The sequence below is a fragment of the candidate division KSB1 bacterium genome, from assembly GCA_022562085.1.
GTDB lineage: Bacteria > Zhuqueibacterota > Zhuqueibacteria > Oceanimicrobiales > Oceanimicrobiaceae > Oceanimicrobium.
This window is the reverse complement of the sequence record JADFPY010000103.1, coordinates 1-13,073: the sequence shown is the minus strand read 5'-3', so window position 1 is coordinate 13,073 and position 13,073 is coordinate 1. Positions and strand designations below refer to the sequence as shown.

Sequence of the window (13,073 nt, the reverse complement as noted above, 5' to 3'; positions counted from 1 at the left end):
ACCTATGGGAATTTAGTGTCGCGGAACTGCCGGGCCCCATCAGAGCGGAGTTTACAAAGGCATTGAAGCAGGAGCTGCTCAAGGAAGGAGGACTTCTTCTCCTGGATGGTCTGGATGAAGTCCCGGAGGCGAAAAGCAGACGCGCCCAAATCATACAAGCCGTAGACGACTTCGCGGCGACCTTTGGCAACTGCCGGATACTGGTCACTACCCGCACTTATGCCTACCAGAAGCAGGACTGGAAATTGCATGATTTTGCCGAAGGCGTCATCGCGCCATTCAGCAACGCCCAGATTCGCGCCTTTGTCGATCGCTGGTACCGGCATGTCGGGGCTGTCCGGCATTGGGAAAGCGATGAAGCGACCGGCAACGCCCAACTGCTAAAAACCGCCATTATCGAGAACGATCGTCTCTTGGCCCTGGCCGAGCGCCCGCTGCTGCTCACCCTATGGCCGGTCTGCATGCCTGGCGTGGCGGTACCCTGCCGCAAAAACGCGGTCTCTGGCACGACGGCAAATTTGAGGACCGGAGCGAGCCGCACCGGTATGGCACCCTGTTCGATCTGGACAATCATCCGGTTGTCGGCGTGACCTGGTATGAAGCCCTGGCATTTACGCGCTGGCTCAATAAGAGCTGGCACGACAAAAGCTTGCTCTCGAAGAAGTACGGGGTGATCCTGCCTGCGGAAAGTCAATGGGAAAAAGCTGCGCGCGGCGGACTTGAGATTCCCCCGGCCGCAGTACCGGTAGCCATTGACGCCTTGCACAAACAGCCGCCTCAAGCGGAATTGCAGCCGAATCCCGAACGGCAGTGCATTTTTCCGTGGGGCCATGAACCGGATGCGGAAAAAGCCAATTATGACGAAAGACATATCAGAACCACGAACGCCGTTGGCAGCTTCCCCAATGGATCCAGCCCTTATGGGTGTGAGGAGATGAGCGGAAATGTCTATGAATGGTGTTTGACCAAATGGCGCGAGAACTATGAAACACCCGATGATGCATCGACGACTGGTGAGGACAGGCGTGTTGTTCGGGGCGGTTCCTACTTCGACAATCATAGCGTCGTGCGCTGCTCGGCCCGCGGCGGGGGCTATCCGGGCCTCCAGAGCTTCTTCATCGGTTTTCGTGTGGCTCTCTCCACCTCTGATCTCTGAAGCCTCTGCACTCTGAATCTCTGATCGCGGCAAAATTAGCGAATTTGACTATTAGGGTTGTCCGGAAGAGAAGAAGTATGAAATTATGTAGCTGTAAAACCAAATCTAAAAAATCTTCTAAACAAAAAAAAGGTAAAATCAACCTGCATTTTAACTAAATGCCCAGTTTTTGCCCACCTGGGCAAAAACTAACCAATTCCTGAACACGTCCTACAACCTTTTTTCGTACCCCTCCGGCAAAATCACCCATAAATCTTACACTTTCTTTACAATCGTAAAACTGGCACATTAGTTGCTTAAGAAAGGGGAAGTTGGGTAATTTTTATATAGTGGATGCGAAGACGGCCGGTTCGAAAAAAGAGAGTGTAGTCCTGACAGACCGTCTGAAAGCTCAAAAGTTGGAAGAGTCACTTAACCTTCCCACGGATCGGGAGCGCGTCTGCTTTGTGTAGGGGAGGGTGTTCAGAAGGAGAACTTGATGAAAGAATTTCAAACAATAGAAATCAATCCGTCGCCTCATTTGTTAACGGATTCCGGGTTGCTTTATTTTCGGTTGCGAAATTATCCCATGGCCATTGAAAGGTTTACCAGGGCTTTAGAAATTTCGAATAACAAAGTCCGGCTCTATCGTTATTTAGGAGAAGCCAATTGGAGAATTCTAAATTATAAAGGCATGGTTCGCTGGAACCGAAAAATTGTTGCCTGTTTTCCAAATGATCTGGGAGGTTGGCAAAACCTGGCGGTGGCTTATAAAGCCCTTGGGCAAAAAAAACAATTTGACCAGGTAACCCGGCACATTGACTCCATCAACAGCCGCAATTTCCCCTCGAAAGAATTTGAGCCGGAGACCATCACATCCGAATTTCCTGATGAATCATTCACCCCAGGCCATATCTTCAATTATTTTTAGCAGACCTCGCTGTTTAATCAGGTTTCTTTGTCCTCAGAATCTCACCACCATTTAATCATTATCAAAATATTGATTCTTGCCAGTAATTCGCTCAACTGCAATTGAAGTTGCAACCGGAAATAAAGGCATCATTACCAACAAATCTTCAGAACTGCCATTGGGTCGCTCTTCGCTTCTCGTTTTGATAGCAGTTTGCATGCCAAAAATATTCTGTGAAGGTTTCGCTACAGGGTAGGGCTTAGAGGACTCCTGGTGTTAAGTTGAAGCGCAAATATTTGTGAATTAACTTTACAAATATTTAAACATCCAGCTTGTACCGTTCAATCTTATTGAGCAGCCCCCTCCGGCTGAGTCCCAAACTTTCAGCGGCTCTGGTACGGTTGCCTTTAAATTTTTTTAAGGCCTGGGTCAGCATTTTTCGCTCCAGGCTCTCTACCGCGCCGCTGAGTTCAGGATTGTTTTCCGGCGCCATGCCCGATTTTATAAGACTAGTGGTTATTTCCTCGGGGAGAAGTTCTACATCTATGGTTTTACTATCCGGCTCGGCTAAAACGACACACCTTTCAACTACGTGCTCCAGCTCGCGAACATTCCCCGGCCAGGGGTAGCTGTTTAAGTAATCGCTTGTTTCCTTTGTAAAACCCTGCACGACTTTGTGCAAAGATTTGGCATAAACTGATAAAAAATGATTTGCCAGGATCGGGATGTCTTGTCGCCTCTCGCGAAGAGGCGGCAGTTTTACAGTAATAACTTTAAGACGGAAAAACAGGTCCTGACGAAACTTTCCCTCTTCAACAGCCTTGGCCAAGTCCTGGCTGGCAGCACAAATAACCCGAGCATCAACCTGGATAACATTCGTGCCGCCGAGCTGACGAATCTCCCCTTCTTGAATAGCGCGCAGCAACTTCGCCTGCAAGGCCGGGCTGGTGTTGTTTATTTCATCAAGAAAAAGAGTGCCGCCATCAGCCATTTGAAAAAGCCCTTTTTTATTATCGGTTGCGCCGGTGAAAGCTCCCTTAACATGTCCGAACAATTCGCTTTCCAAAAGATTCTCCGGGAGGGCACCACAGTCAATGGCGACAAACCGTTTATCTTTCCTGGAGCCGTTGTAGTGAATGGCCCGGGCAATTAATTCCTTGCCGGTACCGCTTTCGCCATGGATAAGAACCCGTACATCCGTTGGAATGACCTTCTCCAGAAGTTTGAAGACTTTTTCCATGGTTTCGCTGCGGCCGACAATCTCTTCAAAGCCATATTTTCGTTCAATTTCTTTTTTAAGATGGAGATTTTCTTCTTTAAGCTTGTGCAATAAGCTGGCGTTTTGAAGAACCGGAGCCGACTGCGACGCAATAATATTCAACAGGCGCAAATCGTTCTCAGCAAAATTCTTCTCTTTTCCTTGACTGTGAAGAATTAAAACCCCCAGAATCTCCCCGCGTGCCTTTATAGGTACGGACAGGACTGATTTAACGGGGTAGCCTAACAGCTCCAACCCTTTGAAGCGATCATCGATTAAGATATCGTTCACAAGGAGTGGTTGTTCATTTTTAAGAATCCAGCCGGCGATCACCATACACATCTTTTGAATAAGCGATTCATGCTTTTCCTTGCCAACACGAATCAAGGTGGTGAATCGACTGTCGGTTTCATCCTTGGTCAGCAAGATTGACCCTTGCCGGGCACCGGTGAGCCCGGTCGCCTGGTCAATAATAGTGTTTATGATCTGATCCAGATCTGTGGTGGAAGAAATGGCTAATGCAAGCTGATTTAAGGCTTGCACTTCCTGCAAGGATTGATTGAGGTTTTGTAAATCATTTTTCATTTTTTCAATAATTCCTAAAGGTCGAATAAAAATAATAGCTTCGTAGAGGATTGTCAAGCTTTATTTATCGCATCCATGAAGACATTAGTTCCGATTACTGAATAAATCACGACAATTGATTGTATATAAAAAACCAAGACACTCGCAGGTCAATTATAGTCAAGGACACTAACTGACAAAGGATCTTAAGCTCAGCAGAATTGTTTTATCAAAAAATCCCTCGAACATTTTTTTGGCCTGTATTGAACAATTGTGACCTTCTGCACCTACGTTATTTACGACTTGACATTGTTAATTAATCCCTTAACTTTAATTTTACAGCATCGAAATGCATACAAATAAAATTTATAGAAAATGAGAAGAAGAATACGTAATTTTGAACTCGCTTTTATCAGCATTCTTGTTTGTATATTCTTCTTTACTCCTGGTCTCTCTTTTGGCCAGCGCCCGCCTGTTCCGCCAATAAACTTAAGTTACTTTAGAGTTGATTTTCTCCAGGCCGGGGCGAGATCTGCAGCCCTTGGCGGAGCATTCATCGGCGCCGCTCAGGACGAAACAGCCGCTCCGATTAATCCTGCGGGTCTGACCTACTTAAAAAGTGCCGGCGCATCACTGCACCAGAGAGTTGGCAATTTAGATTTTGAAGAACCTGAAGGTGCAGTGGCGGCAGCGAATAGAAAAACAGGATTTAGCAGCCATATTTTCGACCAAAACCTGGCGGTAGTCTTTTTCCCGATAAAGAGATTCACCTTTGCGCTTCTCCGTCAAGTCGGTTTTGATAATCGCTTTGCTTTTGAGACCCAACAATTCCTCACCACCGAATCACTCTCCACAACCCGGCAGCTTTTAGGCGGGTTGGGCAATTTCCCCGGCCGAAAAGTTGATTTGAATTTACGGTTGGTTAATGATGGTATTTCTGTCGCTTACAGGATTAGCAAGAGGTTAAGTTTAGGCGTGACCGGCAAAATTTCAGTTTTGAATTTAAGATTAAATGAGCAAACCTTTCTTGATCCGCTTATTGCAGGTGGAGGATCACCAGGAGAAAATCGACCGGAAAATACGTATTCAATCACTACAATCGATGAACGCGTAACGGACCCCAGTTTTAGTTTTGGGGTAATGAGTAAAATAATTTTGGACAAACTGTTCGTTGGTGCAGTGCTTAATTTAAATCCTTCATTCGCTCTTAATTCAAATATCTTTCTCCCTGAGTATAAAATCGGTACCCAAACTTTCCTGCCAGAATCTGCCAACCCAGAGTTTAAATTTTCGGTTCCTAACAATTATGGATTTGGACTTTATTATGTTCCAAAAAGTGGAATTCGGTTTACTTTTGACGTGGTTCGGGTGCAGTATTCAGACCTTTTAGGCGATAACGACTTAAATATCATCGCGGATGATGAGCTCAACCCTGAGACCGGGATGTATGAAGACCCCGACGGCAGGCCTGATTTAGCCATTGATGATGCCACCGAATTTCACGCCGGGATCGAATTCTTAGTTAGACCCAGAATGAGCTTCGTGGCAAAACGTTTTAGCCTGATACCGATTCGAATCGGCATCCACACGAATCCCGGGCACCGGATTTATGCTACCGGGAATAACCCGGATCTCAAAAGGCTCTTCCCAAAAGCCAAAGACCGCGTCCATTTCAGCTTTGGAACGGGGTTTGTATTAAACAGCTATCTAAAATTTGATGGCAGCATTACAATTTCAGCCGATAGTTTTGAATTTATCGCCTCGACGTTAATTGCGCTGCCGCTTTAAAAATGTCATGGAACGCCAGAAATTCAGAAAATTTCTTCAAATAGTTTGTCCTGTTTTAATTGCCCACCTTTCGATTTTTTCAACAATCATGATCGCGGATGAATGGGACGAAAGTTACGAAAATGGTAAAGCGGCCCTGCAGCGGGGCGAATGGCATGCAGCAGACAGCCTCTTTCAGATCGCACTGAGTTTTCGGCCTGATCCGGATCTGCAAGCTGCTACATCCGCCTTAAAACTAATCGAGTATCTGCCGCACTATTTTCTCGGCCAAGCATATTTTTTTGCCGGGCGCTATACCCCTGCTTTGCAAAGTTTCCAAAAATCTGCTCAATCAGGTGCTGTCAGTAAAACTCAGCACCTTGCTCGACTCCAGCGGCTCATGAAAACGACGGAAATGCTCATTCAATTTTCTGAGCAAAAACGTCAGGAGTCAGACAAAGCTGGAATTGAAAAAGAAATATCGAGATTGCAGAACCTGCTTTCTGATGGCAATTACAATCAGGCGGCCGCTTTGCTCACACGTTTAAAAGGAAGTCACTCTGAAGACAGAAGAATAAACATTCTTGAGGACTGGCTGCAAGAGCAGCAGGTTAGGTTTGATTTTGAATCCGACAAACCGGATGCCGGAAGCGAAGCCGAAGGACGTTTTTCAAAGGGGTTGGATGGTTACCTTGTCGGCCGTTATGAGCAGGCTTTGGAAGAATTCAAAGCTGCTGAGCAGCTCGATCCGAATTTTAGCGCGGCCAGGAGTTGGATTGAACGAACCCGTACGGAAATGCAGAGACTCAATCTGGCTGAAAGTGAATCTAAAAAACCTCCACCTGAACCACAGATTATCCAAACATTCATTCAGCAAACCCCGGCTCCGGTTTTTGTAATCCGAACGCCAAATGAAACTTTAAGTGAAACACGCTCCAAGTATATTGATCTTTCCGGCAGAGTTGGCGATGACCAGGGGATCGCTTATATTGAATTTACTGTCAACGCTAAACCGCTTTTGGATTCCGCTGGCAAGCGCACAAAAATATATCCACCTGAGAATGAAAAATCAAGCAAATTCTCGTTCTTCCAGCGCATACCGCTGCAATTGGGAGAAAACGAAATCGTGTTGACTGCTTACGATGTGGATTCTACGGTTCACCGGACTATTGAACAGCTTACAATACAAAGGAATCCTCCTATTTATAAAACAGCAGGCTTTTTCGTTTCGGCCGGGGCAATCATTCTGCTTCCGGTAGGTTTCTTTTTTATTTTTAGGATAGTTAAATACAGGATTGCGATTGTCAACAAATATAATCCGTACATTGCCGGTTCACCCATTATAAATGAGGCGATGTTTTTCGGACGGGAGAAGTTGATTAAACGAATTTTAAATACCATACACAATAATAGTTTGATGATCTATGGCCCCCGGCGTATTGGCAAAACCTCCATGCAGCATCAGCTAAGACAGCGACTTGAAAAATTGGACGATCCGGTTTATCATTTCATCCCGGTGATGATCGATTTACAAGGCACTTCTGAGGAACAATTTTTTGCTGTTTTAATGGAAGAAATCATTGAAGCCTGCAAAAGCAATTTGAATGGAAATACTTCATTTAAAATAACTGACAGGCAGAACGATTATACCAGTCGAGACTTCGGCAAGGACCTCAAAAAACTTCTACAAAGTTTAAAAAGCGAAGAAGAAAAAAAATTGAAACTGGTTCTGTTAATCGATGAAGTCGACGAGTTGAATAAGTTTAGCGAGCGGGTGAATCAGAAACTGCGTAGTGTATTCATGAAAACATTTGCAGAGAATTTGGTAGCTGTTATGTCAGGGGCACATATCAGAAAAAACTGGGAAAGCGAAGGCAGCCCCTGGTATAATTTCTTTGAGGAAATCGAAGTGCCACCTCTTGATAAAGAACACGCGGTTGAGTTAATTCGGCAGCCGGTAACCGGCATTTTCAGTTATGATGCAGTTGCGGTTACGAAAATTATTGAATACAGCGAGTGCAAGCCTTACACGATTCAAAGATACTGCGTAAATGCTATCAACCGGATTATCGAACAGAAACGTCGCAGGGTGACAGCTGGGGATGTTGAAGCCGTCGCGAAGGTTCTTTCCGCTTAGCAAAAACAAAAGTACTTCTTTTTTACAAATGTAACCCAAAGCTTCTCGGTTGCAGCGCCGCCTGATAATAAGAACCCAAAATTTTTACAAAACCATATTGGTTCATCGTTTGACTTCTTCCCATATCTTATCCGGTAAATAAAGTAGCGCGCAGGGAGTTTTGTATTAAAAAATAAATATCCAAATAAGGAAACGGACTTAACTTATTTAGTTAATGTGCAACTAAGAAACAAATGCTTTTGACGTAAGCAAAATATTATGTTTTGTCGTAAAGATGAATAGAATTCAGCTGTGAACAAAATGTGGATAACTTGTGGAACTCTAAACGATTTTAATATTTTATTTACAATGTCTCAAAGAACCAATTTATTGCGAATATCCACAAAAATTACCAAATGAAAACTATTTCTAACCGCTAATCAAAAATGAAAGTCACCCAACTCATTGAAAATTTACAGATTATGCAAACAGAAAAGACATGCATAGTTTACAACTGAGCGAATTAGTTTTTTAGTCAATTTTATATAAATACTTTATTTTTTAAAATCGAATGTTACTCAAGGTAAACTTTTGGTCATCTACAATAGAAATCGGTGTGGATAACTCATGCGATGTTTACTTATTTTCGATTAAATCTTATTGTAGCTCTCGTTCGTTCAGACAGAACTGAAAGCTCGCCTACATTCCTACTTTATTTATTGTTTGCCCTGCTATTTTTGACGTAATTTCGCCATAAATAAATTGTTGACTTTGTTTCAAAATTTGATTAAATACCTTTACTCTTTGAACTTGGGGCAGAAATTTGAGTTGGTTTTGGGGCGCTTTACTTGCTCTTTCCGTGGTAGTGGCTTCGTATAGATTGCGATTCTTAACGCTGAGCGGAACAATAGTAGCGTTTGGTATGGGATGGATAGTTTTCGGCTTTGGCAGATTTGCGTTTAGCAGCGTACTATTGTTATTCTTTTTTTCATCCAGTTTTTTGTCAAAGCTGGGAAGAACCCGGAAGTCCGAGTTAACCGCCTATGCCCAGAAAAGCAACCAACGAGATGCCTGGCAAATATTAGCAAATGGCTCAGTCCCGACGTTGCTACTGATTGTTTGGTTTTACTCTCAGGCATCCATTTTCATTTTGCTTTTTTTGATCTCTTTGGCTGCTGCAACTGCAGACACCTGGGCAACAGAGGTTGGTGTTCTTTCAAAATCCGCGCCCCACTCAATTTTGAGCTTTAAGAAAGTCCCAAAGGGAACTTCCGGGGGCGTCTCAATTTTAGGTACGGCCGCCGCATTTTCAGGTGCTCTGATTGTAGCAATTTTAGGCCTCCTGATTTTTTCAGTATATCTGCGATTCCCATTTACTTTGCAGGATGTTTTACTGGTAACCATAATTGGGTTGGCCGCCCAAATCTTTGACAGTATTTTAGGAGCGTCTTTACAAGCTAAATATCGATGTTTGAGATGTGAAAAAACCTGTGAACAAAACCAGCATTGCACCGGGGCTGGAACGAAATTGATCTCAGGTTGGAAGAGGATGAACAATGATGTAGTGAATTGGATATCGGCAGTGTTTGCCGCGTTTGCAGGTTGGTTAGTTTACTAATTAAAAGGCCTTAGATGAAAACAAAAACTTTTAAGAAAATTTTCGCTGCCATATTCTTCCTCATTATCCTAGATTTCTTTTTCGGTGGCGATTATAATATTTATAACCTGTGGAAATACCGGCAGAAGGAAAAAGACCTGCGCTCGGAAATTCAGACGATCGATAAAGAAAAAGAACAGCTAATTACCGAAATTGAAATGCTCAAAAATGACTCAACTTATATTGAAAAAATCGCCCGTGAGGAATTCAAAATGGGCAAACCGAACGAAAAAATTTACATTGTAAAGTCAAAGGACGACAAGTGAACGAACATAAAGCGATTGCACACAAGGGAGGGTTCGGACGAAGAATCCGAGGCTATTTTTTTACCGGGCTACTTGTTCTAATTCCGGTTGTTTTAACCGGCTGGATTATCTGGAAATTGTTTTTGGCAATCGATGGTATCCTTCGACCTTACGTTCATCCTTTTTTGGCGGACCGGTTTGGCATTGATCTACTTGGGGAAACGCAAATTCCGGGGATCGGCTTCGTCACACTAACGCTTACCATTATTGCAACCGGCGCAATTGCCCGAAATTATTTTGGCCGTAAGATTGTTATCTTCGGGGATAAAATTGTTGAGCGGATTCCGCTTATAAACCGGGTTTACGGAGCGATCAAGCAGATTAGCCAGGCTTTTCTTTCATCAAAACGGGAAGTATTTAAAAAGCCCATTTTATTCGAATACCCGAGAAAAGGGATTTATTCAATTGGGTTTTATACGCAAGATACCCGCGGTCCCGTGCAGGAAGTCCTTGGTACCGATATGGTCAGTATTTTTCTGCCAACCACCCCAAATCCTACTTCAGGGTTTTTACTTTTTGTACCCAAATCTGATGTTTATGACCTGGATTTAACTATTGAGGAGGCCTTAAAACTTGTTATCTCCGGAGGCGTTATTATCCCGAAGCAGGTTGATGGCGATAAGGTGACTAAGGTGAAACTGGAGAGCTGAAAGCCGTCAGTCCTTACTTCACTGGAGCACTTCGCTGCGTTCAGCAGGCTTCGTCGAAAAGATTGGTTTGGCTAGTTTATCTTGAGTTGTCGAAACATTCACCATGAAGTAAGGACTGACAATTTGCTTGAAGTTAATGTCCGCAACAATCACGAAAATCATTATCTCGCTTATTTTATTTCTTCTTTTAAAGGGATTTTGTTTTGCCCAAAGTACAGGAGGTCAGAGTTTAAGTCAGTTTGGGTCGAAGTACTCAAAGCTTAATTTCAGAAGGCAGCTGAATATCTACGAATGGATTTACACATTTAGTTTTCAGAAAAGATTGGAAAACAAATTGGAATTCAAAATAGACGAAGCTTTCAGTTCAACTTTGCAAAGGATTTCATCAGAAGATCGTTGGAAAGATAACCAGAACTTGACTTTGAATTTCAAGTATCCCCTTTCCCGAAAAATTTCCTTTGAACCGGTTTTTACCTCTCGAATTCTTTCCGATCCCTTAGCCAGATTTGATAACGACATTCGCTTTTACTCGGGCGCTGCCCAACTGAATTTTCAACCCAGCCCAAACATCAAAATATCTCCCAGAGTTAGTAGTAAATGGCAAACTCAGGTTGGTCAAAGTGACCATGGGTTTGGCTACGGTGGAGAAGCCTCTGTTGATGATTTCGATCTATTCGGCTATGAAAGTGACATTTCTCTGCTCGGGCAGCTGGACTTTTTTCCAATGAGAAGAAATGAAGATTTAAGGGTACGCTACAAAATTGAGCGGCAATTTTATGAATCAACTGCCGACACATTTGTCATCATTTTTGACCGATTGCGCCGCGACACGTTCGATAGAAATACCGTTGAAGTCTTCGTTAGAAATTTGACTCAATCCAATCGAGGTTTTGAAAACAGATTGAGCTACAAAGTCGGTTCGAATACTTTATTCTTTTTAAAAAATTCGGTTTTCGCCACGACATTTAGAGTCAACAATCTAAAAGAGGAAACTACCGATTTGCGTAAAGATGACTCAGGATTCAAGTTTGAAAACTCAGCGAAGTTGAACATCCAGAAGTCGAACTGGTTCACGGACGTCACCTGGAATTACCGGTTTCGGTCTCGCGAAGATCGACGGCCTCAAGATACGACTCCCGACCCATTTGGCCGTCATTCATCAGTCGGATTTGATAATGAAGAAATCCTGACGGGCTTAGGCCTGCGCAACGGCTTCAGAATTGACGGCAACGACTCGCTGGGAATCTCCGCCTCCGTTACCAAGTTTCAGTATACGACTTCAGATACCACAATTCCGAATGATCACGACCAGATTAAATGGCAGTTTACTTTTACACACTCCCATCAGTTTAGCGAGGATTTGCGACTAGTTTGGCGGGTCAGCGCATTTTTAAATCATTTTGTTTTTATTTCGCGGAAGTTCAGCGCCGGCAACAATTGGGAACGGTTCATTCAATTGACACCGGAGATTATCTATCAACCCAACAAAAACTTATCGATTCGTCAAACGGTTACGGTACGCGCGAGATACCAAACCTTCGATTTCAAGAATGCCGCAACCAGCCTTCAAGATAATGTAATTCGGTGGTTCATTATTTCCAACAGAAGTCATTTTGCTTTAACACCAAAAACCACTTTTGAATTAGGAGTGAACCTGGAGCTGCGTGAACAGGGCCGGTTCTTTATAAACGGCTGGCGGCAGAGCTTGGCTTCGTCCTGGTGGGAACAAGAAATTAACGCTCGTTTCAAACAGAAAATTGGCGCAAATCTTTATTTGTCCTCGGGACTAAATCTCTTTCATCGGGTAAGTTGGAATCATAGATTGACATCTGAAAGAAAGCTGGAAAAAAGCGTTCGAAGCAAGCATACAAACTTTGGGCCCGTTTTGGTGGTAACATTTCGACCGAGTCCAGCATTAGAGTTGCTGTTTTTAGGAAACATTGCTGTGGTGCATTCGTCTGGAAAAAGTAGGGTACAGATAAACAATTTGAATCTTGATCTAAACTGGTTCCTTTAAAGGAAGGAAATCTGTGGCCGGAAAAAAAGCTGAAAATTTCCAAATGTCGATACCGAGCGTTCTTGACGAGATTACCAAAGTTGAGAAAATGGCTGAAAAGGCTGCAGATAAAATGAAGTTCAGTGAAGAGGAAAAAGATAGTTTGGCCATAGCGGTTACCGAGGCCGTCAACAATGCCATCCTCCACGGAAACAAGCAGGATAAAAATAAAAAGGTGCACATCAATTTTGAATTTGAAAAGACGAGATTGGTCGTCAGTATTAAAGATGAAGGGAAAGGATTTAATCCCGATAAAGTCAGCGACCCCTTAGCCCCGGAAAACCTGTTAAAGGAGAGTGGCCGGGGTCTTTTCATTGTATCTTCTTTAATGGATGACGTCCAATATCATTTTCACAAAGACGGCACAGAGATAAATTTGATAAAAGAAAAGAAGTCTTAAACCAATACCTTTTTAATTCCTGATTTTTTAAATTTCCTTTAACAATTTCTGGTCTACATTTTTTAAACTGATATGGATGGAAACGACTGGCTTGAGGAAATAAAACTCCTTTACCGCCAATATAAAAAAAACTGTGAACGCGCGGCGGCTCAAGTCTCCGATGATGACTTTTTCACCACGTTTGGGCAAAACCCCAATAGCATCGCGGTGTTAATGAAACACGTTGGGGGTAACAATCGTTCGCGCTGGCACGAC

General features: G+C 43.4%; 12 protein-coding genes. 10 read left to right on the top strand and 2 right to left on the bottom strand.

The genetic code is table 11. The features are described from left to right. Positions 1–448 precede the first annotated feature (448 nt). Entirely contained in the window at positions 449–1,156 is a 708-nt protein-coding gene (locus tag IH879_10635) for an SUMF1/EgtB/PvdO family nonheme iron enzyme (GenBank protein ID MCH7675394.1), read from the top strand. Positions 1,157–1,634: 478 nt separating this feature from the next. Continuing rightward, the gene (locus tag IH879_10630; protein MCH7675393.1) at positions 1,635–2,066 is read left to right on the top strand and encodes a tetratricopeptide repeat protein; all 432 of its coding nucleotides are present in this window, start codon (positions 1,635–1,637) and stop codon (positions 2,064–2,066) included. Positions 2,067–2,117: 51 nt separating this feature from the next. Here IH879_10630 and IH879_10625 read toward each other — a convergent pair whose 3' ends face one another. After that, positions 2,118–2,264, bottom strand: a complete 147-nt coding sequence (locus IH879_10625) for a hypothetical protein (protein MCH7675392.1) — start codon at positions 2,262–2,264, stop codon at positions 2,118–2,120. A 100-nt stretch (positions 2,265–2,364) separates the two neighbouring features. After that, positions 2,365–3,888, bottom strand: a complete 1,524-nt coding sequence (locus tag IH879_10620; protein ID MCH7675391.1) for a sigma-54-dependent Fis family transcriptional regulator — start codon at positions 3,886–3,888, stop codon at positions 2,365–2,367. A 354-nt stretch (positions 3,889–4,242) separates the two neighbouring features. Between IH879_10620 and IH879_10615 the strand changes: the two genes are divergently transcribed. The 8 genes from IH879_10615 to IH879_10580 form a co-directional block, all read left to right on the top strand. Next, positions 4,243–5,655 (top strand): outer membrane protein transport protein, encoded by a 1,413-nt coding sequence (locus IH879_10615; GenBank protein ID MCH7675390.1) that lies wholly within the window; start codon positions 4,243–4,245, stop codon positions 5,653–5,655. Between the two features lie 7 nt (positions 5,656–5,662). Beyond that, positions 5,663–7,771 carry an AAA family ATPase gene (locus tag IH879_10610; GenBank protein ID MCH7675389.1) on the top strand — a complete coding sequence of 703 codons (2,109 nt, stop codon included), beginning with the start codon at positions 5,663–5,665 and terminating at the stop codon, positions 7,769–7,771. A gap of 802 nt (positions 7,772–8,573) precedes the next feature. Continuing rightward, the gene (locus tag IH879_10605) at positions 8,574–9,368 is read left to right on the top strand and encodes a DUF92 domain-containing protein (GenBank protein ID MCH7675388.1); all 795 of its coding nucleotides are present in this window, start codon (positions 8,574–8,576) and stop codon (positions 9,366–9,368) included. A 14-nt stretch (positions 9,369–9,382) separates the two neighbouring features. Then, complete coding sequence (locus IH879_10600) at positions 9,383–9,673, top strand: septum formation initiator family protein (protein ID MCH7675387.1); 291 nt, start codon at positions 9,383–9,385, stop codon at positions 9,671–9,673. Next, positions 9,670–10,362: a DUF502 domain-containing protein gene (locus IH879_10595; GenBank protein MCH7675386.1), complete on the top strand. Its 693-nt coding sequence runs from the start codon at positions 9,670–9,672 to the stop codon at positions 10,360–10,362. The genes IH879_10600 and IH879_10595 overlap by 4 nt, the downstream gene beginning before the upstream one ends. A 334-nt stretch (positions 10,363–10,696) precedes the next feature. Next, positions 10,697–12,379 carry a hypothetical protein gene (locus IH879_10590; GenBank protein MCH7675385.1) on the top strand — a complete coding sequence of 561 codons (1,683 nt, stop codon included), beginning with the start codon at positions 10,697–10,699 and terminating at the stop codon, positions 12,377–12,379. Between the two features lie 13 nt (positions 12,380–12,392). Beyond that, positions 12,393–12,818 (top strand): ATP-binding protein, encoded by a 426-nt coding sequence (locus tag IH879_10585; GenBank protein MCH7675384.1) that lies wholly within the window; start codon positions 12,393–12,395, stop codon positions 12,816–12,818. A 72-nt stretch (positions 12,819–12,890) separates the two neighbouring features. Then, positions 12,891–13,073: DUF1572 family protein (locus tag IH879_10580; GenBank protein MCH7675383.1), on the top strand; the 183-nt coding region annotated here is incomplete at its 3' end.